Genomic DNA, 25,788 nt, shown 5'->3' on the forward strand with positions numbered 1-25,788 from the left:
CCGTTAGCACGGGCGGAGGGAGTGGACTGCCGTCACCGGTGCATCCGCTTTCCATTCGCCCATGGAGAGAAGCGCATATGGCTGACATCAACAGCAAGCTGGAAATCGGCGTCACCACCGGCCCCATTCGCGGATCGAAGAAGATCTACGTTCCGGCCCAGTCGAACCCGTCGATCAAGGTCGCCATGCGCGAGATCCATCTGGAGCCCACCAGCGGCGAACCGCCGGTGCGCGTCTATGATACGTCCGGCCCCTACACCGATCCCGAAGCCGTGATCGACATTGCCGCCGGCCTGCCCGCGCTGCGCCGCGAATGGCAGCTGTCGCGCGGCGATGTGGAGGAATACGAACCGCGCGAAGTGAAGCCGGAAGACAACGGCCAGCTCGGGCCGGACCGCTCCGGCGGCGTCCCCCCGTTCCCCACGGCTCTGCGCAAACCCCTGCGCGCGAAGCCGGGCGCGAACATCTCGCAGATGCACTACGCGAAGCAGGGCATCATTACCCCGGAGATGGAATACGTCGCCGAGCGTGAGAATCTGGGCCGCGCGCGCCTTGCCGAATATGTCCGCCAGGGCGAAAGCTTCGGCGCCGCGATCCCCGATTACGTCACGCCCGAATTCGTGCGCGAGGAAGTCGCCCGGGGCCGCGCGATCATTCCCAGCAACGTCAACCACCCGGAATCTGAGCCGATGGCGATCGGCCGCAACTTCCTGGTCAAGATCAATGCCAATATAGGCAATTCGGCCGTCGCCTCTGACGTGGCCGCCGAAGTCGACAAGATGGTCTGGTCGATCCGCTGGGGCGCGGACACGGTGATGGACCTGTCCACCGGCCGCAACATCCACGACACCCGCGAATGGATCCTGCGCAACAGCCCCGTGCCGATCGGCACCGTGCCGATCTATCAGGCGCTGGAAAAAGTCGGCGGCATCGCCGAGGACCTGACGTGGGAGATCTTCCGCGACACCCTGATCGAGCAGGCCGAACAGGGCGTGGACTACTTCACCATCCACGCGGGCGTGCGCCTGCCCTACATCCCGCTGGCGGCCAAGCGCATGACCGGCATCGTCAGCCGCGGCGGCTCGATCATGGCCAAGTGGTGCCTTGCCCACCACAAGGAATCGTTTCTCTACGAACGCTTCGACGAGATCACCGAGATCATGAAGGCCTACGACGTCGCCTACTCGCTGGGCGACGGCCTGCGCCCCGGCTCGATCTACGACGCCAATGACGAGGCGCAGTTCGCCGAACTCTACACCCTGGGCGAATTGACCAAGAAGGCCTGGGCGCAGGACGTGCAGGTGATGATCGAGGGCCCCGGCCACGTGCCGATGCACAAGATCAAGGAGAACATGGAAAAGCAGCTGGAAAGCTGCGGCGAGGCTCCGTTCTACACGCTCGGGCCGCTCACCACCGACATCGCGCCGGGATACGACCACATCACCAGCGGCATCGGCGCCGCCCAGATCGGCTGGTACGGCACGGCGATGCTCTGCTACGTCACGCCCAAGGAACACCTGGGCCTGCCCGACCGCGACGACGTGAAAGTGGGCGTGGTGACGTACAAGCTCGCCGCCCACGCGGCCGACCTCGCCAAGGGCCACCCCGCCGCGCAAGTGCGCGACGATGCCCTTTCCAAGGCCCGCTTCGAATTCCGCTGGCGCGACCAGTTCAACCTGTCGCTCGATCCCGATACGGCCGAGCAATACCACGACCAGACGCTCCCGGCCGAAGGCGCCAAGACCGCGCACTTCTGCTCGATGTGCGGTCCCAAGTTCTGCTCGATGAAGATCAGCCAGGAAGTGCGGGATTTCGCGGCCAAGCAGAACCAGCCGAGCGACGCCTTCATCGCCGCTGAGGAGGCGGAGAAGGGCATGGAGGAGATGTCCAAGGTCTATAAGGACAAGGGCAACGAACTCTACCTGCCGGCAGAGGACTGACAATGCGCCGCGGCGCGGGCAGGGCGTGGCTGGCGGCAGCGGCGCTCGCCGCGCTGTGCGCCGCCTGTGCGCAGGAAGAACCGCCGCTCGATGAGGCGGCGGTTCTCGCCCGCTCCGATGCAGTGGCCGGACACTTCCAGAGCGCGCTGCAAGGACAACTCAAGACCGCGCTTGCGGCAGGCGGGCCGATGCTGGCCGTCACTGTTTGCCACGATGCCGCGCCACTGATCGCGGCGCAGGAATTAGAACGCAGCGGCGCTGAGGTCAGCCGCGTGGCGGAGCGCAACCGCAGCCCCGCCGGAAGGCTGACCGACGAAGTGCGCGCCCACTACACTGGGCTCGCCAGCGCCCCGCTCGTGAACGGCAAACCCGCCAGCCGCATCTGGCGCAGCGGCATGGGAGACGGCGCGATCATCAACGTGCTGCGCGCGATCCCTATGCGGGAAAAGCCCTGCACCGTATGCCACGGCACGAATGTCGCATCCGATCTGGCTGCACGCATCCGGGAACTCTACCCGAACGACAAGGCCACCGGCTTCAAACCGGGCGACATGCGCGGGGCTATGCTGATCCGCTGGCCTGCTGCGGCGTTTGCGGAGTAGGTATTGTTGCTAGCTGGATGCTGTATCTTATCGTGCCTTAATGCAAAAGGCAGGGGGGATTATAGCAAATCTTGGCAGCGCATAATTGCGTCGGTGCGTCGTGTGGTTGCATCCGATAGGCATTTTGTCCGTTGGTAATAGCTGCTCTGTGAATAGCATTTATTGATTTCTGTAAAATAATTGGCGTGTGCGACTGCCATGCATGCATCATATTCTGAGCCTTGAGCTGAAACGGAAGTAGGAGTGATCGTCGCCATAGCCATTACAAGTGCAGGCATTAAAATGCGTTTCATACTCATTTCCCTATTACGAAGGCGATCAGTGCCACTATTTCAATGACGATATGACGCATATATCGTATACTGTCAAGGTGCTGTGTCTAGGATGTCCGTCTAGAAGTCGCGGTAGCAGTATACCAAACTGCCAGATCGCGCGTTTGTTTTGTCTAGTTCTGCAATTGCGTTGCGATACCCTTGTGAAGACCTTGTTCAAAATCATATCATGATCGGCAGTTGACCGAGCATAGTGGTGGGACAGGGGGGCGCGATGCCGGTGCGCTGGAAAGCGCGCTGGCGCGGCCGGTCAACAAGTGGATGTATATGAGGATGACCGCTGCGCTCTCACCTATGCTTATGGCATTGCCCGCAATCATCCTTTTGCGGACGGCAACAAGCGCACCGCATGGGTGTCCGCGCGGTTGTTCCTGCTGCTCAACGGGGTGATCCTTTCGTTTGCGCCGAGAGGGGCTATCGACATGGTTCTGGCTCTCGCGGCGGGGGAACTGTCCGAGGACGAACTCGCGAGGTGGTTTCGGGTGCATCTCGAAGAAACGTGAAGCGGGATCCCCGCCTGCGCGGGGATGACGAAGCCGGGTTGGGAGGATAGCGCACAACGCGGTTGCAAGGCGTTACGCCGACGGTATGGGGAGCGCGAGGAGTCCTGAGCGTGTCGAAGGGCCCTCGCACGTTCCTTCTTCCCCCCTCCCGACAAACCGTTTTCCTACACACCCGCCGGTGCCGTATTCTCGCGGCCATGCCCCAAACTCCTCTCCGCTGGCCTGCTTACTTGCGCATTCCGCCGTTTGTGCCGGTGCCGCTGCGGCATCGGCGGGACGGGTGGTCGGCGGTGCGGCAGGGGGAGTTTGTCGGGTGGCTGGCTGAGACGGGATCGGTGTCCGAAGCGGCGGCGCGGGTGGGGGCTTCGCGCGAGAGTGTCTACCAGCTGCGGCGGCGGGAGGGGGCGGTCTATTTCGCCGCCGCGTGGGACTTTGCCCTTGCCGCCGGTGCTGCCGGGCAGGGTGACATTCCGGCCTTTCCGAAGTTGACAGGCTGGGCGCTGTCCGAGGCGGCGCACCGGGAGGTGGTTGCCGTGCGGATGCGGTGCGGGCGCTATGCCGGATGTTCGCTGAAGCCCAGCACGTCCGCGCTGCTCAGGGTGCTGGCGCAGTTCGATCGCGGCGCGCCCGATCCGCGCGCGCCGGGGTGGTGGTGAGCAAGGTGACACCCAAGGTGACACACACTTTTCTGCGCTTGCGTGTAAACTGGAGTGTCACAGTGGCGGGGCGGCGCGGGCGTCAGCCGAACAGGTATTTCATGCGGATGGTGAGGGGCGTGCCGGGGGCGATGTCCGTCAGCGACTTGCCATAGCCAGGCATGCCGCCGGGATTGTTCGAGATGCCCACGCCTTCGAGCGGCATGCCGATGAAGTTGCGTTTGGTCTTTCCGTTGCCGTCCTCGTCATGGATGACGGTGACGGCGTAGCGTCCGGCGGCGGGCAGCGGCAGGGTGACGTGCATCGTGGGGCCGGTGACGGGGAAAGTGCGCCGGATCGCGGTCTTGCTCTTTTCGCAGCTCGGGAACTTCACCTTGTCGCGCCACAGGCAGGCCACGATCTGGCCCTTGGTGGAGTGCAGGCCGGTTACGGTGAGCGTGAAAGTGCTCTGCGGCTGGGCCATCGCCGGGCTGGCGGAAAAGGCGGCGATGAGGGCGGCGAGCGGGCGTGTCTTCACGAGGGGCCTTTCGGTTGCAGTCTGGCCATGACGCCGCGGCGGGTGGTGGTCCGCAGGAAGGGCTTGCACGCGGGGCTCTCAGGCGGGGGCGTGGCGGTGCAGCAGGGCGCCTGCGATATCGAGATCGCCGTTCCAGGCGCGTTCGTGGAAGAAGAACACGACGGCGTTCACCAGCGGCTCGATCAGCGCGATCCCGCCCGCCATGGCGACGGAGCCGGTGATGGCGAAGGCCACGGTGAAGCCGACGAGCAAGTGCAGGGTCAGGAAGCTGGCGGTTTTGGCAAGATCGTGAGACATCGGTTGGTCCTTTCGCTGGCGGCATTAATGCGAATATCTCGCAATAATAAGCGGACGATGCTGCATGCAGTGATCGGGCGGGGCGATTACGACGGGCCGATCGGGAGGGGCATCCGGCGCATGGATGGGCCGGTCTGGCGGAAGCCGTGCAGAGCAAATTGCGCTCTGCGTGCAAACGGGTATGCAGCACGGCAGAGGCCGTTACAGGCCCACGGGCCGCCAGGGGAATACGATGCATCAATCCGCCGCCGAAATCGCTATCCGCACGCGCCGGGCCGCGTTCAACCGGGCCATTGCCGATGGCGATGTGGCGGCGATCTCACCCTTGCTGGGGCGCGACGTGGTGATGGTGACGGGCAGTGACAGCGCTATCGTCTCTGGCCGCAACGCACAGCTCAAGGCCTGGCGGCGCGAATTCGCGAGCCCCGCGCGGGTGGTCTACACGCGCACACCCGTCAGCGTGGCGGTGTCGCGGGTGGAGCCGGTGGCGCTCGAACAGGGGCACTGGAAGGGGTTGGAGGCCAGTTCGGGCCGGGCGATGGCGGCCGGGGACTATTCGGCGAAGTGGCGCGAGGTGCTGGGCGAATGGGTGATCGTGGCGGAGATCTACGCGACGCTGGGATAGGCTGTTAACGGGCTTGGTTTTCTACGGGGAACTACGGAGCCTTGCAGGCGGCGCTTAATTTTCGCCGTTAGCGTGCGTCTTAAGTTCCATCGGGGCGAATATCTTGTCGGGCCCCGGTAAAGGGAACTCGGGATTACAGGTGCCGCCATGCTCAGCAAGATGAACTCTTCCGTACCCGTGGCGCATTGCTGGTATTTGCGCCGCCATGTGCCGGAAGGGCGGCGGCGGCGCGAGGCGGGCGGTGTGGTGCATTGCACTTGCCGCTATTGCCAGCGTCCGATCCGTTCGCGCGACGGCGGCCGGTGGGATCTGTCTGACGGTTTTGACCTTGATGCGATCGCAAGTGCCGGGCGGACAAGCCATTTTTGCGTGATCGACACGCTCGATGAAATGGTGATTGCCCGCTACACCCTGCCGCACGGCGCGGACGAGGACATGATCGCCGAGCGGCTCGCGGAGATACGCGAGAAGCACGAGATCGAAGAGGACGAGGACGTGCTGGAAGTCCGCCTGGTGCAGAGCCAGGGGGCCCTTACACTCGTCCACTGATCTGAGGGCGGTACCGCTCAAGGGCCGTCAGCTTTCTTATATCAATAGTTAACTTCCGTTCCGTTCCGCGGCTGTCACGTCTGCCGCAGCGGCTTCCGCACGCGCAGCCGCATCGGCCGCTGCGTCCTGTGCTGTGCTGCCGCCTGGGGCGAGCGGCTCTCCGGCAGGTTCAGCCCCGGGCGGCTGGTCCATTCCACTGGCAGGACCGCTCTGCCCGTCCGGCTGGCCGGCATCGTCGCTGCCATCCCATTCGTCACGGCCGAACGGCCAGGCGGGGATATCGAGAGCAGACAAGTCGTCTTCTATCCATGATGAGTTTCCGCCCAGAGCTAATGCTCGCCGGGCATAGTCCGCAGTGGGCCGGGCGGCGATCACCGGTACCTTGGGATAGGTGCGCATGGCGTGCGTGGTGGCGCTGGCGGCCAGAATGCCTGCACAGACGCTGCCTGCGATGAGGAGCAGAACCAGTTTGCCGGAACCCATCGGTCCTCCGTCAAGGCTTTCTCCCGCATCCCGCAGTTCGAGGCTTACGGGCCTGAGACTGACAGCGGGCTGAACGTCAGGCTCCCATACACGAAAGGGGCGTCATCCGCGAGGGATGACGCCCCTTGTGTGCTGCGCTGCACGGCCGGGCGATGGGAGAGAGGAGAGAAACCCGCCCGCGAACGCTGCTTGATCAGTCGTTGGACAGCGCGTTCTTGGCGTCCGACGTGGTGAAGCTGACGGGACGGCTGTTGTAAGTGCCGGTCACGCGCTCGCCCTTGACGAAAAGGCGGAAGGGGACACCGGACTTGGTGTGGCCGTTGATCACCGTAACCTTGCCCTTCTGGGCGGTGGTGTAGGTGTAGTCCACGCCTTCGTGCGAGAACTGGCGGGCTTCGCTGGCCTGCGCGGCGGCAGGAACGGCGAGGAGCGAAACGGCGGCAGTCGCGAAAATGGTCTTGAACATGGCAATATCCCTTTAAGTGGATGCAGGAAGATTGCCTCGGGCATCTCTTCTTGTTGTTGCGGTGCAGCATTTACGCATGTTGCACTGCGGTGCAATTTCAAAACTTCGACCCTCGGTTGCGATTATTGCAACAGTGTGGATTTGTCGTTTACGCGGAATGGGTTGGGCAAAAGCGTTGGCCATCGAATGGCGTGCATTTTTTGCAGAGATTTTAGTTAGCGCTACCTTTCGGCGCTTTTCCGAAGGCTTCGGGCGTGCAAGGAGGGGCGGTCTTGCTGCTTGCAGGGGGTAAGGATACCATGGTCCTATGGAGCGTTCCCTTCCCCCCTTTGTCCTGATGCTGCCCATGGTGCTGGGGGCGTGCAGCGGCGGCGTGAGCGGTGTGCCTGGTGACAGCGAGGATCGTGCGCCGTTTCATGCGATTGCGGAAGATGAGGCGGTAAATGTCACTGGCACGGAGCCGTTCTGGGGCGGTCAAGTGGCAAAGGGGCGTTTCCATTACACCACGCCCAATAATCCGGAAGGCGCCGATGTGCCGGTATCGCGGTTTGCCGGGCGCGGCGGATTGTCGTTTTCGGGGGACTTCGAAGGCAAGACGCTCACGCTTGCCATCACGCCCGGCGCTTGCTCGGACGGGATGTCCGAACGCCAGTATCCTTTCGTGGTCACGTTCCGTCTGGGTGCAGAGTTGCGGCATGGTTGCGGCTGGACGAAGCGGCAGCCCTGGAGCGGCGGGGAGTGAGCCAGGGGGCATCCGTGCCGGCATTGGCGGATGGACCTTCGAACCGTGGCGCGGCACGTTTTACCCGGAGAAGCTCGCGAAAGCGCGGGAGCTGGAATACGCCGCTTCACGGCTGACTGCGATCGAGGTCAACGGCACGTTCTACAGCGCGCAGACGCCCGCGACATATGCCAGGTGGCGCAAGGCCGCGCCCGAGGGCTTCCTGTTCGCGCTCAAGGCCGGGCGGTTTTGCACCCAGCGCAAGGATCTTTCCCAGGCGGGCGAGAGCGTCGCCCGTTTCCTTGGCCAGGGGCTGACCGAGCTGGAAGACCGGCTTGGCCCCATTTTGTGGCAACTGCCGCATACCAAGGCATTCGATGCCGCGCAGATCGCGGCTTTTCTGTCGCTGTTGCCCGCTTCGCAGGATGGTGTTCCGCTGCGCCATGCCATCGAGCCGCGCCATGAAAGCTTCGCGGATCCCGCGTTCTTCGATCTTGCCCGCAAGGCAGGCGTGGCGGTGGTATACGCGGATTCGCCGAAATATCCCTGCTTTCCGGAGCAGACTGCCGCTTTTACATACGCCCGTCTGCAGGATGCGCACGAAGACATCGCAACCGGCTACGGCGCGGCGGCGCTCGATGGCTGGGCGGACAGGGCGCGGGACTGGGCCGAAGGTGGCCGTGATGTCTTCATGTTCTTTATCAACGGTGCCAAAGTGCGTGCACCGGCGGCGGCCGAGGCGCTGATCGAGCGGGTCGGCCGCCCGCCTGTCAGCGCTTCTTGACGAACTCCGCGCGCAGGACGAGGCCCTTGATGCCCGGGTACTTGCAGTCGATTTCCTGCGGATCGCCGGTCAGGCGGATCGACTTGATCAGCGTGCCCTGCTTGAGCGTCTGCCCGGCGCCCTTGACGTCGAGATCCTTGATCAGGGTTACCTGATCGCCGTCCGCCAGCACGTTGCCGACGGCATCGTGCACGACCACCGTATCGGCTGCCGCGCGTTTGGCCGCGAGTTCGGAAGCGGGCATCCATTCGCCGCTTTCCTCATCGTACACATAGTCTTCGTCGTCGTTTGCCATGGCCTGTTCCCTTTCTGCGGGAGGCCATGGCAGGCCAATCCCGCTCTGGCCACTTTTTTCTGGGGTCCGCAGCGAGGTGCCCGCAGTGCGCTTGCGGAAGCGTTGTGCCTGACGCCTCTGGATAGAAAACAAAGAAATACTAGAGAGTACGCTAATCGTACTGCACTGCAAAAATGACGGTTTCCTAAGCTAATTGAGTATTGTTTGCTTCCCGCCGGGCGCCAACAATGTTACAAACTATTCATACAAAGACGGGCCGCTATGTACGGCACCGTGTGGGAAGAGGATGGTGTCATGAAGCAATTCCTGACAGCATTGCAGGCAGGGATTGTCCTGTTTGCGATGGCAATGTCTGGTACGGGCTGGGCCAGCGAGACCCGGGTTGAACCCGGTGCAATGACCGGCGCCTATTACATGCGTGACACTTTGGTTCCCCGAGCAGACGATCTCGCCCTTATCCAGCGCAAGCCGGCTCTTTACGTCGCCAGTTTCAACGATGGCATGGCGACAGTTGCCTATTCGCTGGAGAACGGGCGGATCGTCTATCGGGTGGTAAAAGGGGAAATCGATGCGGCTGCGAAGGCCGACATCGACAAGGCATTGACCAGGCTGCAGCGCAAGCTGGCCTGAGAGCGCGAAACGCGCACAGGAGCTCTCGGGTCGTTCGAAGGGCTAAGGGATGGGGAGAAGCGCAAGGCGCGGCAGGGAAACTTGCCGCGCCTTGTCGTTTGTGCAGTGACCTTGCAGATTTCCTGAAATTTGCGGTTGGTAAAATGCCCCGGACGGTCCGGTGGTTGTACCTACCAGCTTCGTGACCAGTCATCATTAACGGCGCGGTATTAAATAGACCTGCCGGTGGCGAATCGACCCTGATGCGTCGGTCCCACGGCTGGCCACAAACGATTGCACGGCAGGTAGTGACAACAGGCAATATACGCCTGGGAGGGGTAAATAATGCTCGATTGGTTTGAGAAGAAGGCGCCGATCCGCAAGAAATTTCAGACGCTGGCCTTCGTGCACGGCGGTCTTACGGGGATTGGGTTGATCGTCACCGTCTTCGCGGTGCTGGATGGCCTGCCTTCCGTTGTTCTGATCGGGGGCGCGACGGGCGTGTTCGTGGCGACCATCGTTACGGTCATGGTCACGAGGGAGCGCATCTGCACCCCTTACGTGAACACGGTGGTGCGCATGGAACAGCTGGCTGCGGGCGATACGGACAGCGAAATCCTTTATACCGACTACAGCGATTGCGTGGGCCGGATGACCAAGGCCATGGCAACCTTCCGCGATAATGCCGCGCTTGTGCGGAAAAACGGCGAGACTCAGGATGCTGTCGTTTCCGGTCTTGGCAATGCCCTGCAGCGCCTGGCCAGAAATGATCTGGACTGCCAGATCCGGGAAACTTTTCCGGAAGGATACGATGGCCTGCGCCAGGACTTCAACCGCGCCGTCGAAGAGCTTGCGGGGGCGATCGCCTCGGTCCATCAGACGGCGGATTCGGTGCTTACCGGGGCGTCTGAAATTCACACCGCGTCGGACGATCTGTCCCAGCGCAACGAACACCAAGCGGCCAGTCTCGAACAGACGTCTGCTGCGATGAACCAGGTGACGAAGGGCGTCAGCGACGCTGCATCCGCAGCGCTCGATGCCCAGAAGTCCATTTCCAATACCCACCGCGAGGCCAGTGAGGGCGGCGCGGTTGTCGATCAGGCTGTGCAGGCCATGGCGGCGATCGAGAAATCGTCTCAGGAAATCAGCCAGATCATCGGTGTGATCGATGGCATCGCGTTTCAGACCAATCTGCTCGCCCTCAATGCCGGGGTCGAGGCGGCGCGGGCCGGTGATGCGGGCAAGGGCTTTGCCGTGGTGGCCACCGAAGTGCGTGCGCTGGCCCAGCGTTCGGCCGATGCGGCCAAGGACATCACGGCGCTGATCAACGCTTCAAGCGAGCAGGTGGAGACAGGCGTCAGGCTGGTTGGCGAAACCGGCAGCAGGCTTTCCAAGATCGTGTCGCGCGTGGGTGAGATCAACACGCTCATTTCGGGCATTGCGACGACCGCGCAGGATCAGGCGGCGAGCCTGAACCAGGTTAATGAGGCGGTGGGGGATCTCGACCGGGTGACGCAGCAGAACGCTGCCATGGTCGAGGAATCGACGGCTGCCGCCCGCTCGCTCACCGACGAAGCGCGTGAGCTGTCGAAGATCGTTTCCAGCTTTACCACCGGCAAGCGGCAAGGGAGGGGCGCGGCAAGCCTGCCCATGCAGGCGCGGCCGCGCCAGGCCATGCCAGCCATGCCGGTTGTGCAAGGGAACGCGGCTTTGAAGCTTCCAGAACCGAATGGAGACGACTGGTCTGAATTCTGATCGGGCAGCCCCGCCGGTTCTCAGCGACGGGGCGCTCTTTTGCTGGACACGCCTGCTCCGGCGCAGGCATAGTTTCGCCCGAACAGCGATCGGGGGGACGTCCATGGACTATGTGAAGGTGGCCAGCGCACAGCAAGTTGCGGAAGGCGCGCTGGTTCCGGTGGAAGCGGGCGGCGACAAGCTGCTGCTGACCAAAGTGGGCGGCACGTACTATGCGGCGCAGCGCAAGTGCCCCCATCTTGGTTTCAACTTGTGCAAGGGGAAGCTGGAGGGGGCTGCGGTCGTGTGCCCGCTGCACAAGGCGAAGTTCGATCTGAATACCGGACAGGTCGAGCGCGATCCCAAGCTGTTGTTCATCGGCATGAAGGCCAAGTCCGATTTGAGGACTTACCCCGTGAAGGAAATGGGCGACGATATCTACGTGGGAATCTAGGCCGCATCGCATTCTTTTGAGTGCCGGGCGATCCTAGTGTGATGCGAACTTCAGTTCCGTCATACTAAAGCGTGATCATCTTTGAATGAAACACTCGTCATTGCGAGCGAAGCGAAGCAATCCAGGGCAGTGTCACTGCGCTTTAGGCTGCCGCGGCCCTGCGGGTCTCGCAATGACGATTCAACATAAAATGATCAGTCCTAACGGTAGTTGCGGCCCAGTTTGATCGCCTGCCGGGGCTCGGAGAAGATCGATCCTGCCGTTACCCGGGTGCCGCGCAGCACCAGCACGACTGTATCGCCTGCCTCGATCTTCACGTCTTCCGAAGGGTGGACGTAGCTCTGGCCATTGGGGCGGTCTATCTGCACGAGGAAGAACGCGCCGGCTCCGCGCCGCTCTGCTTCGGCAACCGTCGCGCCCGCCAGACCTGACTTTTCGGGCACGGTCACGGCTTCGATCTCCAGCCCGAATTCGTGCAGCCCGCGTTTCAGGTCGCGCACTTGCGGAGCCTCGCCCAGGAACTTGGCGGTCGTGGGGTACAGCACCATTTCGGCGATGCGTTCGGCGCCGATGTGGGTGGGCAGCACGACTTTGTCCGCGCCTGCGTGGATCAGCTTGCCTTCGGTTGTCGGGTATTCGCCGCGGGCGATGATTTCCAGGCGCGGGTTGAGATTGCGGGCGGACAGCGTGATGAAGACGTTCAGCGCATCGTCGGGCAGCACCGTGGCCAGCACCCGGGCCCGTTCGATGCCGACCGCGCGCAGGGTGGCCTCGTCGGTCGCGTCGCCCTTGTGAGTGAGGTGCCCGCAGCTTTCCGCTTCGGCCAGTTTGGCGGGATTGCGGTCAAGGATGATGAACGACGTTCGGGCGCGCTGCAGCTCTATCGCAAGCTGTTTGCCGATGCGGCCGTAGCCGCAGATGATGGTGTGGTTGGTCAGGCGGTCGATCTGGCTTTGCATGCGGTCGATCCCGAGAATGTTGCGTATCTGGAAATGGGCGAAAACCTGGACGAGGGCGCCAGTGAAGAAGATGATGCCGGTGCATCCCAGCACGATCGTCGCCATGCCCAGCGTGCGCAGCCAGGTGGTGTCGAGCGGGTGAACTTCGTTGTAGCCGACCGAGAAGATCGTCAGCGTCACCATGTAGGTGGCATCGCTCAGCGACCAGCCTTCCGCGACGAAGCCCGCCGTGGCGAGGACGAAGATGATGAGGATGAACGCCGCGGCACTGATCAGGTTCTGGACCGGCGAGCCCAATACGCGGCCTGCCGCTCCTCCAATCCTGTCGTGCTCACCGGTCATCGGTCGCGGCTGCCCCATTCCTGTCTTGTGCCCGAACCCTGTGTGCGGGTGCTAGGCTTGTCCGGCGGCAGGATCAATTCCCCGGATTCCAATCGGGTTCGGCCAGTTCGAATCCGGCAAAGTCGAAACCGGGGGAAACCACGCAGCTGACAAGCGCCCAGCCGCCCTGTGGCTCCGCAGCCTGCCAGTGTCCGGCCGGCACGATCAATTGCGGCGCCTGCCCGGCCAGGACGTCTCCTCCCAGCGTGTAGGGTGTGACGGGTCCGGCGTCATCCGGCGCCATGGACAGCGTGATCGGACTGCCCGCATGCCACAGCCAGATTTCGGCGGCATCGACCCGGTGCCAGTGCGAACGCTGGTGCGCTTCAAGCAGGAAATGGATCGCCGTGGCCCCGGGCCGCGCGCCGGACGGGCAAGAAGCGCGCCAGGTTTCTGCGTACCAGCCCCCTTCGGGATGCGGAGCCAGCCCCAGTTTCTCGATGATGATGGCGGCCTCGCTTCGGTCTGGCTGCATGGTCTGGTCCTTCTGTCGCGATTACCGGTATCCGGCGCGAATGCGTGCTGTATAGGGAAGAGCGTCTAAGGGAGAAGATTCGTTCATGCCACATCCGCTCGGCATTGAATTGCTTACGGTACTTGGAATGGGGCCGGTCGAACATGTGACGCTGGCGGCCGATCTGGGGTGCAGTGCCGTGTCGATGGGGCTTACCCAGCTGCCTTTCAACCCGCATGGCTATGCAGGCTGGTCGCTGCGCGACGATGCCGGGTTGCGGCAAGAGCTGAAAGCAGTCCTGCGCGAACGGGGCATCGTGATCGCCCTTGCCGAGGGGGTGAGCGTTTCGGCCGAAAAGGACGCGTCCGAGCTGGCGGCCGATATGGATCTCTTTGCCGAACTGGGCGCGCTGCGGGTCAACGCCGTGGACAGAGGTGTCGAGCGCGCGCGTGCTTACGACCAGTTGGCCGCGCTGGCCGGGATGGCCCGTGAGCGGGGCATGGAGTTCTCGTTCTCGTTCTGCCCGGCCTTTACGATCGGCAATCTGGAAGAGGCGCTGAAAGTCGTCCGGCACATCGGCGAAGGCGATGCCACGGTGCTGATCGATTCGATGCACTTCTTCCGCTCCGGCGGAACCGTGCGCCAGATTGCCGAACTCGATCCCGCGCTGATCGGCTACGTCCAGCTTTGCGACGGCCCGCGCAAGGGCGGCGGCGAATACATGCAGGAAGCGATGTATTCGCGGATGATTCCAGGCGAGGGCGAACTGCCCTTGCGCGAATTCGTGGATGCCTTGCCGCGCGGGCAGATGCTGGGGCTGGAAGTGCCCTTGATGGCGCAAGCGGAAAGCGGCCGCCCGGCGCCGGAATACATTCGCGAGATCGTTACGAAGACACGGGATCTGCTCGCCTAGGGGTTGCGGGGATTCAGCCCATGCGGCTGTCCCAAAACAGAGCTTTAGCGCTTTCCATCGCCGATCACCATTTCGGCGCCCTTTTCGGCGATCATCATCGTCGGGGCATTGGTGTTGCCGGACGTGATCGCGGGCATCACTGAGGCATCGATGACGCGCAAGGCGCCGATGCCGTTCACCCGCAGGCGGTGATCGGTCACAGTGCCCATCGCGGCCGTGCCCACGGGATGGAAGATGGTGGTGCCGATATCGCCAGCGGAGCGGCGCAATTCGTCTTCGCTCTGGAAAGCGATGCCCGGGCGCACTTCTTCCGGGCGGAAGCGGGATAGCGCCGGTTGCGCCACGATCCCGCGCACCTGCCGGATCGCTTGCGCGGCCACGCGGCAATCCTCGCTGGCAGAAAGGTAGTTCGGGCGGATGCTGGGCGCGGCGGCGGGATCTGCCGCGGTGATGCGGGTGGTTCCCCGGCTTTCCGGGCGCAAGTTGCAGACACTGGCCGTAAAGGCGGGAAAGGGATCGAGCGAGCCGCCGAAAGCTTCCAGGCTTAGCGGCTGCACATGGTATTCCAGGTTGGCCGAGGCATAGTGCGCATCGCTTCTGGTGAAGACGCCGAGCTGGCTGGGCGCCATCGCCATCGGCCCGCTGCGTTTCAGCAGGTATTCCAGCCCGATCAGCGCCTTGCCGAACAGGTTCGCGGCGCGCTGGTTGAGCGTGGCGACGCCAGAGACACGCCAGGCGCAGCGCAGTTGCAAATGGTCCTGTAGATTGGCGCCGACTTGCGGCGCATCGCATACGGGGGTGATGCCGAGTGCGGACAGATGGGCCGCCTCTCCAATCCCGGAGCGTTCGAGAATTGCGGGTGAACCGATCGCCCCTGCCGCCAGCAGTACTTCGCCGTTTGCACGCGCTGTCCGGGGGGAGCCGTCCAGCGTGTAGGAAACGCCCACGGCGCGGCCCTGTTCGATGATCACCTTGTCCACCAGTGCGCCGGTCACGACTTTCAGGTTCGTGCGGCTGCGCACGGGCTTCAGGAACGCGTCCGAAGCGCTCCAGCGCCAGCCCTTGCGCTGCGTGACCTGAAAGAAACTGGCGCCTTCGTTGTCGCCGGTGTTGAAGTCGCCGATGGCGGGAATGCCAGCCTGGCCGCAGGCTTCGCGGAACGCTTCGAGAATGTCCCAGCGCAGCCGCTGTTTCTCCACCCGGATTTCACCGCCGCTGCCATGCACGGGGCTGGCGCCGTCATAGTGGTCTTCGGCGCGGGTGAAGTAGGGCAGCACGTCGTCCCAGCCCCAGCCCGGATTGCCTGCCTGGCGCCACCCGTCATAATCCGCAGCCTGCCCGCGCATGTAGATCATGCCGTTGATCGAGGAGCATCCGCCCAGCACACGCCCGCGCGGGTACTTGAGCGCGCGGCCATTGAGCCCCGCTTCGGCTTCGGTCGAGAGGCACCAGTCGGTGCGCGGATTGCCGATGCAGTAGAGATATCCGACCGGCACCTTGATCCAGATGTAATCGTCCTTCCCGCCCGCCTCCAGCAGGAGCACGCGGGTCTTCGGATCGGCGCTCAGCCGGTTGGCGAGCACGCACCCGGCGCTGCCGCCGCCCACGATGATGTAATCGAAATCTCCCATAATGGTGGGGCTAGGCTGCAGGGCTGCGGCAATCAAGCGAACGTTGGGACGGGACAATTGCTCGCAGGGGCGATGCCGGGAAACTGGGGGCGCAAAGCCCTTGAAGGGCTCTGGAGTGCAGCCCAAGATCACCGGTAAAGACAGCGAGGAGGAGAGCGCCATGGCGGTACCGGCCATTGGAAAGACCGGCATCTGGTCTCTGGAACTGCGTTTCGGAGACAAGGGGCAGGCCAATGAAGCCGCCGCCGAGCTGGATGAACTCGGCTATGGAGCGCTCTGGATTCCCGGCGGGATCGACAGTGGTGCGCCCGCCGATGTGCAGCGCCTGCTGGGGGTGACCCGCCGCGCCACCATCGCGACCGGCATTCTCAACCTCTGGAAGCACGAGCCGGTGGAACTGGCGGCGTGGTTCGCCAGTCTGGACGAAGCGGAAAAGGCACGCACGTTACTGGGCATCGGTGTCAGCCACGGCCCTCTGATCGGCGAGCAGTGGGGCAAGCCGCTGCCGGCGATGCGCCGTTTTCTGGACGGCCTGGACGCCGCGGGCATGCCGCGCGGCCATTTGTGCCTGGCGGCGCTGGGGCCGAAAATGACCGCGCTTGCCGCAGAACGCACAGCGGGCGCTCACCCCTATCTGGTCACACCGGAACACACCGCGCAGGCGCGCGCTATTTTGGGGCCGGGAAAGCTGCTGGCGCCGGAGCAGGGTGTGATCCTGGAAGAAGATCCCGCGCGGGCGCGCGCACTGGCGCTGGGTGCGCTCGAACACTACCGCAGGCTGCCCAACTACAGGAACAACTGGCTGCGCCTCGGCTTTGCCGAAGACGAGATCGATGCCTGTTCCGATCGTTTGATCGAAGCGCTCTTTGCCGTGGGCGGCGTGGAACAGGCAGCCGCGCGGGTGCAGGCGCATCTCGATGCGGGCGCCGATCATGTCTGTCTGCAAGTCATCGGCGGCCAGTCCGGAGCAGGTTTTGATGCGTTGCGGCCGTTATGGCGCCGCCTGGCGGAGGCCTTGCTTTGACCATCGCGCGGCAGAACCGGGGCACATCGCGCAAGACCGGCGGGCGTTGCACAGAACGCCGTATCGAGATTGGCGCACCGCCTGAACTGGTCTGGGATTTTCTGGCCGATTTCGAAGGCTGGGGGGCGTGGAACCCGCTCTACATAGAGACCAACGGCCGTGCGGAGCCGGGAGAGCGGATACGCTTTGCGGTAAAGCTCGAAGGGATGAAGCCGGGCAAGGGGCATGGCACGATCGGGACAGTAAAGCCCAACGAACTGCTGGAATATACGATGGCCAGCTTCGGCGGTCTGATGAAAATACACCGCTACATTGCGGTGGAGGAAATCTCGCCCACGCGGTGCACGGTGATAAACGGAGAGGTGATGAGCGGGCCCATGAGTGTGCTTGTCTACCGGGCGGTAGGAGAGAAAGTGGCCCGGGGGTTCGAGGGCATGAACGAAGCGCTGCGCAAAGTGGCCGAGCAGAAATGGATGGGGCAGGCATAGCCCGGCAGGCCGGGGCCGGCCTGCAGTCGATCAGATCTGCGATCGATCAGCGTTCGTCCGGATGTCTTGACCGGTTCCCGGCACGATTAAGATTTCTGCAATCCATTGCACATACTTTCCATACGTGCAGGGGATGGCGGTTTTGCCGCCATAGTCGACAAGAGCCGTCGATGCCCGGGAGCGCGCAGAACCGTCGGGGGGCGGCCTGCTGTGCCCAGGCGGGTCGCGAACTTGGGTCGCGTTCGGTAACTCGCCTTCGTCGGCGGCTCTATATCCTGCCGCTCCGGCAGGAGCAGATATCCCGTCAGTTGCCTAACGCGTGTTCTATGGCCGTGACCGGATCGCCTTGCGCTGGACGGTCCGCCAGCGCACGCTCGATCCAGATTGCGGACATGGCCAAAATGGCCAGTATCAGACTTGCTATCAAAACGTAGCGGACGATGTGCGGCGTGCTGCCGCCGCGTGCCTCGTCGCCGTCGAGATGAATCTCGTCGTCAATTCGCTGCATTGTGCTTCTCCCGCTGGCCGGGCAGCGGCACCTGGGCCGCAGTTTGCAACCCGGCCAGAAACAAAACGCATGAGGGAGCCGGATGGTTCCCAAACAGATTCTCAGTGATCCGTGCGGCCGAGAAGCTGCAAGGTGCGCGCGTCGCGCTGCCCGTCGTGGAAGGCATCGAGCGCGTCGGCGAACCGGCTGCCGGGTGTGGCTGCCGCCAGTTCGAACAATGTCATTGAACTGCGGAACTTGAGGGCGTCCACAGGGCCCAGGATAGCAATGGCGCCGCGCCGCCCGCGCCAGTTCAGCATGGCATCCGTGCACTCGGCAAGGCGAGGGCCGAGCAGGGGATGGGCAAGGTAGTCCTGCGCTTCACCCAGTCCGCCGATCGCATAGAACCGGGCAGTGGGGCTGTGGCCGAGGCCTGCAAGCTGCGGAAACACGAACCACATCCAGTGGCTGCGTTTGGCTCCGGCCCGAAGTTCGCCAAGGGCCTGCGCGTAGACATCGCGCTGGGCATCGGTGAAACGTTCGAGGCCGGAGGGGCCCATCATCTCGTCAGGCTGCCATGTCAGTCGCGCAGGAGGTCGTTAATCCCGGTCTTCGAACGGGTCTGCGCGTCCACCGTCTTCACGATCACCGCGCAGTAGAGTGAGGGGCCGGGCGTGCCGTCGGGCAGTGGCTTGCCAGGCAGCGCGCCAGGCACGACAACCGCATAGGGCGGAACACGGCCAATGTGGATTTCGCCCGTCGCGCGGTCGACGATCTTGGTCGATGCGCCGATGAACACGCCCATCGAAAGGACCGCGCCTTCCCCGATCACCGCGCCTTCGGCCACTTCCGAACGCGCGCCGATGAAGCAGTTGTCCTCGATGATGACGGGGCCTGCCTGCAGCGGTTCCAGCACGCCGCCGATGCCGACGCCGCCCGAAAGGTGCACGTTTTTGCCGATCTGCGCGCAGGAGCCGACGGTGGCCCAGGTATCGACCATCGTGCCTTCGCCGACATAGGCGCCCAGATTCACGAAAGAGGGCATCAGCACCGCGCCCTTGGCGATGTGGGCGCTGCGGCGCACGACCGCGCCGGGCACCACGCGGATGCCCGCTTCGCGGAACTTCGCTTCGTCCCAGCCTTCGAACTTCAGCGGAACCTTGTCGAAAGCGGGGGCGCCGGCCGAGCCGTATTCCATCACGGCGTTGTCGTTGAGGCGGAAGCTCAGCAGTACGGCCTTCTTGAGCCACTGGTTGACGACCCATTCGCCGTCCACTTTCTCGGCGACGCGGGCCTTGCCCGAATCGAGCAGCGCGAGCGCTTCGTCGACGATCTTGCGAACATCCTCGCTGGCGGGCGTTACGGTATCGCGCGCATCAAACGCGGCTTCGATGGCGGCTTCGAGTCCGGACATTGCAGAAAGTCTCCGAAATAAGTCAGTTTCGTGCCGGGCGCCTATCGCGGGAACGCGCAGAGGACAAGCGCGTCAGGCTGAAAAGTGGGGGCAGCGGGCATGCCGGGCTTTGGAGTGGGTGCTGATCCCGATCAAAGACTCTCTGTTATGGTAAATAAACAATGACCGCGCCGCGCGAGTCGTGGCGAAGTCTATGGAGGCTATTATGCCCGACAACGACAATATGGATGAGCGCCGCAAGAAAAAGGCGAATGAAATCATCACCAACATGCATGATAACAAGGCTAGCGGCCGGGATATTCAGGCGCAGAAGAAAGCGAACAAGGAATCTTTCGGCCACGAGGGCGAATATACGCCCTGAAAGCATATCCATCGCGATGGGGATGGCGCTATGACGGCACATGCCAAACACACCAAGCAGCCCAAGCCGGACAGCCCTGTTCCCGTCGCGCTGGAAACTCCGGCCAGTGGGAAAAATGCGGGAAAGATATGTTTCTTTGCCGACTGTCCTGAGAAGATCAAATATCCGACGACGGGGATGCGGCAGTTGCGATCTGCCGAAGACGGCATGGTTTTTTGCAAATGGTGCCAGGAAGACCTTGAAAGCGGCTACAAGCGGATCAAGGCGCCGCCGCCGGTAACCGATGTTTCAGATGTTCAGCCCTACCCGGAACCGCGCAGGCACTTCGCGCTGTTCAAGTGTCACAGCCGCAGGGACTGTCCGGTTTTCCTGAAAGAGCAGAAGAGCGTGGCGATTCTTCCGGGCGAAACGATCGAAGACAGTATCATGCCTTACGACACGCCCCTGCAGGCGTATGACGATGGGCACTGGCCTTGCGAGGTTTGCGAAAAAGACCACGGCATCCCGTGGCTTTAGCCTTCCGGCTGCATCAATTCGCGCACGAATCCGATCAGGCCGGTCTGGCGCGCGCGGCGCATGCGCTCGGCTTCCAGGATTTCCGTGACCTTTTTGTAGCACGTCTGCATATCGTCGTTGACCACCACGTAGTCGTATCCGTCCCAGTGGCTGATTTCAGAGCGTGCGCGCTCCATGCGCCCGGCGATGATCTCGGCGCTGTCGGTGCCGCGGCCAGTCAGGCGGCGGCGCAGCTCCTCGATGCTGGGTGGCAGCAGGAACACGCGCACCACGTCGCGCTCCAGCTTCTGGTAGAGCTGCTGGGTGCCCTGCCAGTCGATGTCGAACAGATAGTCCTGCCCGTTCTTCAGGCCGGCTTTGACCTGCGCTTTGGGCGTGCCGTAGCAGTGATCGAAGACCCGCGCCCATTCGAGCAGTTCCTCGTTCTCCACCATCCGGTCGAACTCGGCTTGGCTGACGAAGTGGTAATGCGTGCCGTCCACTTCGCCGGGGCGGGGCGCGCGCGTCGTCACAGAAACCGAAATGCACACGTCCGGATCCTGTTCGAGCAGCATGCGTGAAATCGTCGTCTTGCCGCCGCCGGAGGGCGAGGACAGGATGAACATCAAGCCGCGGCGGGCGAGCGGGCCAGCCGGTTCGGATGATAACGCGGGCGAGTGTGCGGACTTTGGCATGCTCTTCCCGATGGCGGCCCGCGCCGGTCAAATCAACCCGAAGCGTGCGGCTGTCTGGGGGAAACGACGCTTCTGCGCCTTAAAGTCTGTTTGGAAATTCGCCGGAAGCGAATTTCGCGGCACCAGCCCACACCCCCACCCGGCCTCCCACAGGATACTGCCGATGGGAGGCCGGGTGGGGGAGTGGGCTGGTGCCGCACCGAAAATGCCCGAATGGGCATTTTTCGAACAGGCTCTTAGTCTTCCTCGCCGTTGCGGGCCATTTCCGCCAGTTTGGCTTCGCCGTCGCGCCGGGCTTCGCGGGCCTTGGTACGATCGTAGAGCGTTTTGGCCACCAGCGCGCCGCCAACCACAATCGCGCCGGGGACCGAGCGCATGGCAACTTTGGCAAGGGCGCCGTGCAGCATCGATTCGCCCATGGTGCGGCCCTTCAGGATCTTTGCGGCCTTGCTGGGGGCGTATTTCCGCCCGAGCAGCGCGCGTTCTATGGCCTGGCGGGCCAGAGCGGTGCCGCCGCGCAGGGCAATGTCGGCAATCGCCAGGTTGGTGGCAGTGCTGGGGCTGGGGCCATGCATGTCGCCGGGGGAAGGCTTGGGTTTTCCCTTGCGGCGTGCTGCCTTTTGGGATGAGCCGCTCTTCCCCGTGTTGTCTGGCGCGGCTTCGATGCCTTCTGGAGGTGTTTCTTCCGAAGGCCCGGTGCTGCTCACTTCTTCTTGCCGAAATCCACAGAGACGACATTCGATCCGTCTTCGCTGGGCGTCACGCGCGAAGCCAGATCGCGGTCTGTCTCGTCGTTACCCACTGGGCCGGAAAACTCGTCTTCGTTGTCGGCAATCGCCTGGAACTGCAGGCCGAAATCGACTGCCGGATCGACGAAGGCCGTGATCGCGGAGAAGGGCACGTTCAGCAGGGCAGGCACCTGATTGAAGCTGAGCCCGACCGAGAAGCCTTCATCCGTCACGTTCAGATCCCAGAACTTGTTCTGGAGGACGATCGTCATTTCATCCGGGAAACGGGCCTTCAGGTCCGCCGGGATGTCCACGCCGGGCGCGCCGGTCTTGAACGTGATGTAGAAGTGGTGGCTGCCGGGAAGCGTGCCGTTGGAGGCCTCTACTTGTCCGAGCACACGCCCGACGACGGCGCGCAGGGCCTCCTGCACGATTTCGTCATAAGGGATCAGGCTATCTGGCGGCGTATCGTTCATCGCGCCCTACGTGCGCATGGTTCATCGGACGGTCAAGCCGTTACAGCATCGATTTTAAGACCTTTTGCCGGTTTTACCAAGGAAATATCCATAGGGGCATTAACCACGGGGTGCTGCAGCGCTGTTTGCATGCAATTGATTCCCGCACTCACAGGTCTATAGGCGCTTTTCATGCGCACCGCCTCGATCACTCGCAAGACCCATGAGACCGACATCGCCGTTGAGGTGAATCTGGACGGAACCGGAACTTATGACGTTTCGACCGGCATCGGCTTTCTCGATCACATGATCGAGCAGTTCTCCCGTCATTCGCTGATCGACATCACCTGCCATATCAAGGGCGATCTGCATGTGGACCAGCACCACACGGCGGAGGACAGCGCCATCGCCATCGGCCAGGCGATCAGCCAGGCTCTGGGCGACAAGGCGGGAATCGGCCGCTACGGCGAAGCCCATTCGCCGATGGACGAAGCGCTCTCCCGCGTGGTGCTCGATATCTCCGGGCGGCCCTATTTCGTGTGGAAGGCCGCTTTCACGCAGGAAAAGCTGGGCGAGTTCGATACCGAGCTGGTCGAGCACTGGTTCCACTCGATCGGGCAGGCGGTGGGGATCACGCTCCATATCGAACTGCTTTACGGCACCAACAACCACCATATCTGCGAAGGCATCTTCAAGGGCTTTGCCCGGGCGATGCGTTCGGCGGTGGAGCTCGATCCGCGCAAGGGCGGGGCGATCCCGTCCACCAAGGGTATTCTGGGCGGGAAGACGCTCTGATGGCGCTGTTTATCCTCTCGCTGCGCTATACCGCTCCGATCGAGGTCGTGGACGCCCTGCTGCCGGATCATGCCGCCTGGCTCAAGGCGAACCATGCCGAAGGGCGCTTTCTGGCCTGGGGGCGCAAAGTGCCGCGCGATGGCGGGATCATTCTGGCCCGGGGCGAAAGCCGCGAGGCCGTGGCGGCGCTGGCGGCCACCGATCCCTTCGTTGCAGGCGGTGCTGCCGAGGTCGAGGTGATCGAATGGTCCCCCACTTTTGCGGGTGAGGGGCTGGAAGGATTGACGCCATGACACTGGCCCTGATCGATTATGGCGCGGGCAATCTCCACTCGGTGGCCAATGCCCTGCGTGCGGCGGGCGCTGAGGATGTCGCGGTCACGGCGGACCCGTCCGTGGTGCGCGCAGCGGACCGGATCGTGCTGCCCGGCGTGGGCGCGTTCAAGGCCTGCGCGAAGGGCCTGTGGGGCATTCCCGGCATGGTCGAGGCGATGACCGAGCGCGTGCAGGTGGGCGGGGCGCCGTTCCTGGGCATTTGCGTGGGCATGCAGCTTCTGGCGACGCGCGGGCTGGAATATGGCGTGACCAAGGGGCTCGGCTGGATCGCGGGCGATGTTGCGCTGATCGAGCGGACCGATCCGGAGATCAAGGTGCCGCACATGGGCTGGAACGACGTGGCGCTGGGCCGCCACGATCCTGCCAGCGGGCTGATCGAGCCGGGCGAGGCCTATTTCCTGCATTCCTATCACTTCGCGCCCGAAGACGGCCAGACCGTCGCCGCGATGACCGACCATGGCGGCGGCTTGGTCGCGGCCGTGGCCAGGGACAATGTCGTGGGCGTGCAGTTCCACCCGGAAAAGAGCCAGGCCTATGGCCTGTCGCTGCTGTCCCGTTTCCTCGAATGGAAGCCTTGAGATGATCGTATTTCCCGCCATCGACCTGAAGCAGGGGCAGGTCGTGCGCTTGGCCGAAGGCGATATGGCGCGCGCCACTGTCTATGGCGACAATCCGGCGGCGCAGGCCATGCTGTTTGCCGATGCCGGTTCGCAGTTCCTGCATGTCGTCGATCTCGACGGTTCCTTTGCGGGCCGTGCCGAGAACCGCGCTGCCGTGGAGGGGATTCTCGACGTCTTTCCCGGCCATGTGCAGCTCGGCGGCGGCATTCGCACGCCCGAGGCCGTGGCGGGCTGGTTCGAACTCGGCGTATCGCGCGTGGTCATGGGCACGGCGGCGCTGAAAGACCCGCAGTTCGTCAAGGACATGGCCGGTGAATACCCCGGCGGGATTGTCGTGGCCGTCGATGCGCGCGATGGCATGGTCGCGACCGAGGGCTGGGCGGAAGTGTCCGACGTGTCGATCGTCGACATGGCCCGCCGCTTCGAGGACGCGGGCGTTGCCAGCCTGCTGTTCACCGACATCGGCCGCGATGGCCTGCTCAAGGGCTGCAATGTGCAGGCGACGGTCGATCTGGCGCGGCAGACCGATATGCCGGTGATCGCCAGCGGCGGGGTGAAAGGGCTGGACGATATCCGCATGCTGGCGCTCCATGAAAAGGACGGGATCGAAGGCGTGATCACTGGCCGCGCGCTCTATGACGGGCGCCTCGATCTGGCTGCTGCCATCGCCATGGCCGAGCGCGGGTGATGAACGACAATCGCCTCGTCGGGCTGCTGCTGGTGCTGGCCGCGCTGCCGGGGCTGGCCTGGGCCTGGAGCGATTACCGAAGCGGCACGGTGCGGCTGGTGCTGTTCAGCCGCAGGTGCGGAGCGAATCTGGTCCATCGCGAGGCCGATCCCCGGCGTTTCTGCGCCTGTCTGGGTTTTAATGTCCTGCTGTTCGCGCTCATGGTGGCGGGCGGCGTTTTCTTGATGGTGAAGCCATGACAGTCCGCATCCGTGTCATCCCCTGTCTCGACGTGGCCAATGGCCGGGTGGTCAAGGGCGTCAATTTCGTCGATCTCAAGGATGCCGGCGATCCGGTCGAGCAGGCGCGCGCCTATGATGCCGCCGGGGCCGACGAGCTGTGCTTCCTCGACATTACCGCCAGCCACGAGGCGCGCGGCACGCTGCTCGATATCGTCCAGCGCACCGCCGAAGTCTGCTTCATGCCGCTGACGGTCGGCGGCGGGGTGCGCACGGCGGAAGACGCGCGCGCGCTGCTGCTGGCAGGGGCGGACAAGGTGGCGGTCAATTCCGCCGCCGTCTCGCGCCCCGAAGTGGTGGCCGATATTGCCGAGAAGTTCGGCTCGCAGTGCATTGTCGCTTCGGTCGATGCGCGCAGAACCGGGCCGGGCCAGTGGGAAATCTTCACCCACGGCGGGCGCCGCCCCACCGGCATCGATGCGCTGGCGCATGCGGTGAAGCTGGCAGAGCTGGGCGCGGGCGAGCTGCTGGTCACCTCTATGGACGGGGACGGCACGCAGAACGGCTACGATCTGGAACTCACGCGCATGATTGCCGATGCGGTTTCGGTTCCGGTGGTGGCCTCGGGCGGGGTCGGCACGCTCGATCATCTCGTTGCGGGGGTGACGCAGGGCCATGCCAGCGCGGTGCTGGCCGCCTCGATCTTCCATTTTGGCAAGCACTCCATTGCCGATGCCCATGCCGCCTTGCGCGCCGCAGGGCTGCCCGCGCGCGGGTAGTACAGCTACAACCATCTGCCTCATGCGTGCCCCGTAACGGGACGGGGCTGCCGCCGCTCTTGCGCAAAGGCGGCGGCGCTGGAATGGCAGTCTGCGACGTCGAGTTAGACGGGGAGAGACACATGTTGCTTTACCGGTATTTTCCGGCTGCGATCCCGGCGCTTCTGGCGGCGGCCCCGGCTTATGCTTCGGAGGGAACGCAGCTTCCCGAACCCAGCAGCCTGTTTCTGCTGGGGCTGGGCGTGGCAGGCGTCGTCATCGGCCGCCAGCTCTCTGCGAAGAAGCACCGGGACTGATCATC

Annotated in this window: 39 protein-coding genes; 23 read left to right on the top strand and 16 right to left on the bottom strand. The window is 63.6% G+C overall.

Going from position 1 to position 25,788, the window contains the following annotated elements; translation table 11 throughout:
- Positions 1 to 77: 77 nt before the first annotated feature.
- On the top strand, positions 78 to 1,940 hold the full coding sequence (gene thiC, locus MTR66_RS07140; RefSeq protein WP_243919192.1) for a phosphomethylpyrimidine synthase ThiC: 1,863 nt from the start codon (positions 78 to 80) through the stop codon (positions 1,938 to 1,940).
- Between the two features lie 2 nt (positions 1,941 to 1,942).
- Complete coding sequence (locus tag MTR66_RS07145) at positions 1,943 to 2,542, top strand: c-type heme family protein (RefSeq protein ID WP_243919194.1); 600 nt, start codon at positions 1,943 to 1,945, stop codon at positions 2,540 to 2,542.
- 59 nt (positions 2,543 to 2,601) lie between these two features.
- Here MTR66_RS07145 and MTR66_RS07150 read toward each other — a convergent pair whose 3' ends face one another.
- Positions 2,602 to 2,841 carry a hypothetical protein gene (locus MTR66_RS07150; RefSeq protein WP_243919196.1) on the bottom strand — a complete coding sequence of 80 codons (240 nt, stop codon included), beginning with the start codon at positions 2,839 to 2,841 and terminating at the stop codon, positions 2,602 to 2,604.
- A 290-nt stretch (positions 2,842 to 3,131) separates the two neighbouring features.
- Between MTR66_RS07150 and MTR66_RS07155 the strand changes: the two genes are divergently transcribed.
- Positions 3,132 to 3,377, top strand: a complete 246-nt coding sequence (locus MTR66_RS07155; protein ID WP_407673026.1) for a type II toxin-antitoxin system death-on-curing family toxin — start codon at positions 3,132 to 3,134, stop codon at positions 3,375 to 3,377.
- Between the two features lie 197 nt (positions 3,378 to 3,574).
- The gene (locus tag MTR66_RS07160) at positions 3,575 to 4,033 is read left to right on the top strand and encodes a hypothetical protein (RefSeq protein WP_243919198.1); all 459 of its coding nucleotides are present in this window, start codon (positions 3,575 to 3,577) and stop codon (positions 4,031 to 4,033) included.
- Positions 4,034 to 4,115: 82 nt separating this feature from the next.
- Here the strand turns inward: MTR66_RS07160 and MTR66_RS07165 are convergent, their stop codons facing one another.
- Both MTR66_RS07165 and MTR66_RS07170 read right to left on the bottom strand, forming a co-directional pair.
- Positions 4,116 to 4,550: a DUF2141 domain-containing protein gene (locus tag MTR66_RS07165; RefSeq protein ID WP_243919200.1), complete on the bottom strand. Its 435-nt coding sequence runs from the start codon at positions 4,548 to 4,550 to the stop codon at positions 4,116 to 4,118.
- A 78-nt stretch (positions 4,551 to 4,628) separates the two neighbouring features.
- Positions 4,629 to 4,847 carry a DUF2061 domain-containing protein gene (locus MTR66_RS07170; protein WP_243919202.1) on the bottom strand — a complete coding sequence of 73 codons (219 nt, stop codon included), beginning with the start codon at positions 4,845 to 4,847 and terminating at the stop codon, positions 4,629 to 4,631.
- Between the two features lie 232 nt (positions 4,848 to 5,079).
- Here MTR66_RS07170 and MTR66_RS07175 point away from each other — a divergent pair, with 232 nt between their 5' ends.
- Both MTR66_RS07175 and MTR66_RS07180 read left to right on the top strand, forming a co-directional pair.
- A complete protein-coding gene (locus tag MTR66_RS07175; protein ID WP_243919211.1) occupies positions 5,080 to 5,472 on the top strand; it encodes a YybH family protein in 393 nt (130 codons plus the stop codon).
- 147 nt (positions 5,473 to 5,619) lie between these two features.
- Complete coding sequence (locus MTR66_RS07180) at positions 5,620 to 6,021, top strand: hypothetical protein (protein WP_243919213.1); 402 nt, start codon at positions 5,620 to 5,622, stop codon at positions 6,019 to 6,021.
- A gap of 48 nt (positions 6,022 to 6,069) precedes the next feature.
- Here MTR66_RS07180 and MTR66_RS07185 read toward each other — a convergent pair whose 3' ends face one another.
- On the bottom strand, positions 6,070 to 6,504 hold the full coding sequence (locus MTR66_RS07185) for a hypothetical protein (RefSeq protein WP_243919215.1): 435 nt from the start codon (positions 6,502 to 6,504) through the stop codon (positions 6,070 to 6,072).
- Positions 6,505 to 6,697: 193 nt separating this feature from the next.
- Positions 6,698 to 6,970, bottom strand: a complete 273-nt coding sequence (locus MTR66_RS07190; RefSeq protein ID WP_243919217.1) for a hypothetical protein — start codon at positions 6,968 to 6,970, stop codon at positions 6,698 to 6,700.
- Between the two features lie 307 nt (positions 6,971 to 7,277).
- On the opposite strand from MTR66_RS07190, the gene MTR66_RS07195 reads away from it, so the two are divergent.
- Both MTR66_RS07195 and MTR66_RS07200 read left to right on the top strand, forming a co-directional pair.
- Positions 7,278 to 7,712 carry a COG3650 family protein gene (locus tag MTR66_RS07195; RefSeq protein WP_243919219.1) on the top strand — a complete coding sequence of 145 codons (435 nt, stop codon included), beginning with the start codon at positions 7,278 to 7,280 and terminating at the stop codon, positions 7,710 to 7,712.
- The gene (locus tag MTR66_RS07200) at positions 7,666 to 8,475 is read left to right on the top strand and encodes a DUF72 domain-containing protein (RefSeq protein ID WP_243919221.1); all 810 of its coding nucleotides are present in this window, start codon (positions 7,666 to 7,668) and stop codon (positions 8,473 to 8,475) included. The genes MTR66_RS07195 and MTR66_RS07200 overlap by 47 nt, the downstream gene beginning before the upstream one ends.
- Here the strand turns inward: MTR66_RS07200 and MTR66_RS07205 are convergent.
- Entirely contained in the window at positions 8,462 to 8,770 is a 309-nt protein-coding gene (locus MTR66_RS07205) for an alkylphosphonate utilization protein (protein ID WP_243919223.1), read from the bottom strand. The two genes, MTR66_RS07200 and MTR66_RS07205, sit on opposite strands and share 14 nt — an antisense overlap.
- Before the next feature lie 294 nt (positions 8,771 to 9,064).
- Between MTR66_RS07205 and MTR66_RS07210 the strand changes: the two genes are divergently transcribed.
- The 3 genes from MTR66_RS07210 to MTR66_RS07220 all read left to right on the top strand — a co-directional run bounded on the left by MTR66_RS07210 (position 9,065) and on the right by MTR66_RS07220 (position 11,567).
- Positions 9,065 to 9,400 carry a hypothetical protein gene (locus MTR66_RS07210; RefSeq protein WP_243919225.1) on the top strand — a complete coding sequence of 112 codons (336 nt, stop codon included), beginning with the start codon at positions 9,065 to 9,067 and terminating at the stop codon, positions 9,398 to 9,400.
- Positions 9,401 to 9,724: 324 nt separating this feature from the next.
- Complete coding sequence (locus MTR66_RS07215) at positions 9,725 to 11,134, top strand: methyl-accepting chemotaxis protein (RefSeq protein WP_243919226.1); 1,410 nt, start codon at positions 9,725 to 9,727, stop codon at positions 11,132 to 11,134.
- A 103-nt stretch (positions 11,135 to 11,237) separates the two neighbouring features.
- Complete coding sequence (locus MTR66_RS07220; RefSeq protein WP_243919227.1) at positions 11,238 to 11,567, top strand: Rieske (2Fe-2S) protein; 330 nt, start codon at positions 11,238 to 11,240, stop codon at positions 11,565 to 11,567.
- A 200-nt stretch (positions 11,568 to 11,767) separates the two neighbouring features.
- Here the strand turns inward: MTR66_RS07220 and MTR66_RS07225 are convergent, their stop codons facing one another.
- Positions 11,768 to 12,868, bottom strand: a complete 1,101-nt coding sequence (locus tag MTR66_RS07225) for a potassium channel family protein (protein WP_243919228.1) — start codon at positions 12,866 to 12,868, stop codon at positions 11,768 to 11,770.
- 73 nt (positions 12,869 to 12,941) lie between these two features.
- Entirely contained in the window at positions 12,942 to 13,382 is a 441-nt protein-coding gene (locus tag MTR66_RS07230; protein ID WP_243919229.1) for a cupin domain-containing protein, read from the bottom strand.
- A gap of 85 nt (positions 13,383 to 13,467) precedes the next feature.
- Between MTR66_RS07230 and MTR66_RS07235 the strand changes: the two genes are divergently transcribed.
- A complete protein-coding gene (locus MTR66_RS07235; RefSeq protein ID WP_243919230.1) occupies positions 13,468 to 14,274 on the top strand; it encodes a sugar phosphate isomerase/epimerase family protein in 807 nt (268 codons plus the stop codon).
- A gap of 44 nt (positions 14,275 to 14,318) precedes the next feature.
- On the opposite strand, the gene MTR66_RS07240 is transcribed toward MTR66_RS07235, so the two are convergent.
- Positions 14,319 to 15,905, bottom strand: a complete 1,587-nt coding sequence (locus MTR66_RS07240; RefSeq protein ID WP_243919231.1) for a GMC family oxidoreductase — start codon at positions 15,903 to 15,905, stop codon at positions 14,319 to 14,321.
- Between the two features lie 115 nt (positions 15,906 to 16,020).
- Here MTR66_RS07240 and MTR66_RS07245 point away from each other — a divergent pair, with 115 nt between their 5' ends.
- Positions 16,021 to 16,929, top strand: a complete 909-nt coding sequence (locus tag MTR66_RS07245) for a TIGR03620 family F420-dependent LLM class oxidoreductase (protein WP_243919232.1) — start codon at positions 16,021 to 16,023, stop codon at positions 16,927 to 16,929.
- Positions 16,926 to 17,417 (top strand): SRPBCC domain-containing protein, encoded by a 492-nt coding sequence (locus MTR66_RS07250; protein ID WP_243919233.1) that lies wholly within the window; start codon positions 16,926 to 16,928, stop codon positions 17,415 to 17,417. The genes MTR66_RS07245 and MTR66_RS07250 overlap by 4 nt, the downstream gene beginning before the upstream one ends.
- A gap of 304 nt (positions 17,418 to 17,721) precedes the next feature.
- Here the strand turns inward: MTR66_RS07250 and MTR66_RS07255 are convergent, their stop codons facing one another.
- The 3 genes from MTR66_RS07255 to dapD all read right to left on the bottom strand — a co-directional run bounded on the left by MTR66_RS07255 (position 17,722) and on the right by dapD (position 19,318).
- Complete coding sequence (locus tag MTR66_RS07255; protein ID WP_243919234.1) at positions 17,722 to 17,925, bottom strand: hypothetical protein; 204 nt, start codon at positions 17,923 to 17,925, stop codon at positions 17,722 to 17,724.
- Positions 17,926 to 18,026: 101 nt separating this feature from the next.
- Positions 18,027 to 18,464: a DUF1810 domain-containing protein gene (locus tag MTR66_RS07260; RefSeq protein ID WP_243919653.1), complete on the bottom strand. Its 438-nt coding sequence runs from the start codon at positions 18,462 to 18,464 to the stop codon at positions 18,027 to 18,029.
- 20 nt (positions 18,465 to 18,484) lie between these two features.
- Positions 18,485 to 19,318, bottom strand: coding sequence for a 2,3,4,5-tetrahydropyridine-2,6-dicarboxylate N-succinyltransferase (gene dapD, locus MTR66_RS07265; RefSeq protein ID WP_243919235.1), 834 nt, complete (start codon positions 19,316 to 19,318; stop codon positions 18,485 to 18,487).
- Between the two features lie 205 nt (positions 19,319 to 19,523).
- Here dapD and MTR66_RS07270 point away from each other — a divergent pair, with 205 nt between their 5' ends.
- Together MTR66_RS07270 and MTR66_RS07275 are read left to right on the top strand one after the other, a co-directional pair.
- Complete coding sequence (locus tag MTR66_RS07270; RefSeq protein WP_243919236.1) at positions 19,524 to 19,679, top strand: hypothetical protein; 156 nt, start codon at positions 19,524 to 19,526, stop codon at positions 19,677 to 19,679.
- A gap of 30 nt (positions 19,680 to 19,709) precedes the next feature.
- Positions 19,710 to 20,195 carry a hypothetical protein gene (locus tag MTR66_RS07275; RefSeq protein ID WP_243919240.1) on the top strand — a complete coding sequence of 162 codons (486 nt, stop codon included), beginning with the start codon at positions 19,710 to 19,712 and terminating at the stop codon, positions 20,193 to 20,195.
- On the opposite strand, the gene gmk is transcribed toward MTR66_RS07275, so the two are convergent.
- From gmk to MTR66_RS07295, 4 genes are all read right to left on the bottom strand, one after another.
- Positions 20,192 to 20,869, bottom strand: a complete 678-nt coding sequence (gene gmk / locus MTR66_RS07280) for a guanylate kinase (RefSeq protein ID WP_243919242.1) — start codon at positions 20,867 to 20,869, stop codon at positions 20,192 to 20,194. The two genes, MTR66_RS07275 and gmk, sit on opposite strands and share 4 nt — an antisense overlap.
- Positions 20,870 to 21,105: 236 nt before the next feature.
- Positions 21,106 to 21,444: a hypothetical protein gene (locus tag MTR66_RS07285; RefSeq protein WP_243919245.1), complete on the bottom strand. Its 339-nt coding sequence runs from the start codon at positions 21,442 to 21,444 to the stop codon at positions 21,106 to 21,108.
- Positions 21,445 to 21,572: 128 nt separating this feature from the next.
- Positions 21,573 to 22,073 carry an SspB family protein gene (locus MTR66_RS07290; protein ID WP_243919247.1) on the bottom strand — a complete coding sequence of 167 codons (501 nt, stop codon included), beginning with the start codon at positions 22,071 to 22,073 and terminating at the stop codon, positions 21,573 to 21,575.
- Between the two features lie 32 nt (positions 22,074 to 22,105).
- Positions 22,106 to 22,246 carry a hypothetical protein gene (locus MTR66_RS07295; protein WP_243919249.1) on the bottom strand — a complete coding sequence of 47 codons (141 nt, stop codon included), beginning with the start codon at positions 22,244 to 22,246 and terminating at the stop codon, positions 22,106 to 22,108.
- On the opposite strand from MTR66_RS07295, the gene hisB reads away from it, so the two are divergent.
- The 7 genes from hisB (at position 22,245) to MTR66_RS07330 (ending at position 25,783) form a co-directional block, all read left to right on the top strand.
- Positions 22,245 to 22,847 (top strand): imidazoleglycerol-phosphate dehydratase HisB, encoded by a 603-nt coding sequence (gene hisB / locus MTR66_RS07300; protein WP_243919252.1) that lies wholly within the window; start codon positions 22,245 to 22,247, stop codon positions 22,845 to 22,847. The two genes, MTR66_RS07295 and hisB, sit on opposite strands and share 2 nt — an antisense overlap.
- The gene (locus MTR66_RS07305; RefSeq protein ID WP_243919254.1) at positions 22,847 to 23,140 is read left to right on the top strand and encodes a YciI family protein; all 294 of its coding nucleotides are present in this window, start codon (positions 22,847 to 22,849) and stop codon (positions 23,138 to 23,140) included. Before hisB ends, MTR66_RS07305 begins: the two co-directional genes overlap by 1 nt.
- The gene (gene hisH / locus MTR66_RS07310; RefSeq protein WP_243919263.1) at positions 23,137 to 23,760 is read left to right on the top strand and encodes an imidazole glycerol phosphate synthase subunit HisH; all 624 of its coding nucleotides are present in this window, start codon (positions 23,137 to 23,139) and stop codon (positions 23,758 to 23,760) included. Before MTR66_RS07305 ends, hisH begins: the two co-directional genes overlap by 4 nt.
- A gap of 1 nt (position 23,761) precedes the next feature.
- Complete coding sequence (hisA, locus tag MTR66_RS07315; RefSeq protein ID WP_243919265.1) at positions 23,762 to 24,490, top strand: 1-(5-phosphoribosyl)-5-[(5-phosphoribosylamino)methylideneamino]imidazole-4-carboxamide isomerase; 729 nt, start codon at positions 23,762 to 23,764, stop codon at positions 24,488 to 24,490.
- A complete protein-coding gene (locus MTR66_RS07320) occupies positions 24,490 to 24,729 on the top strand; it encodes a hypothetical protein (protein WP_243919267.1) in 240 nt (79 codons plus the stop codon). Before hisA ends, MTR66_RS07320 begins: the two co-directional genes overlap by 1 nt.
- Positions 24,726 to 25,487 carry an imidazole glycerol phosphate synthase subunit HisF gene (hisF, locus tag MTR66_RS07325; protein WP_243919269.1) on the top strand — a complete coding sequence of 254 codons (762 nt, stop codon included), beginning with the start codon at positions 24,726 to 24,728 and terminating at the stop codon, positions 25,485 to 25,487. Before MTR66_RS07320 ends, hisF begins: the two co-directional genes overlap by 4 nt.
- 122 nt (positions 25,488 to 25,609) lie before the next feature.
- Entirely contained in the window at positions 25,610 to 25,783 is a 174-nt protein-coding gene (locus MTR66_RS07330) for a PEP-CTERM sorting domain-containing protein (RefSeq protein ID WP_243919271.1), read from the top strand.
- Positions 25,784 to 25,788: the final 5 nt, after the last annotated feature.

It is taken from the genome of Novosphingobium beihaiense (genome assembly GCF_022832375.1).
Classification (GTDB): domain Bacteria; phylum Pseudomonadota; class Alphaproteobacteria; order Sphingomonadales; family Sphingomonadaceae; genus Novosphingobium; species Novosphingobium beihaiensis.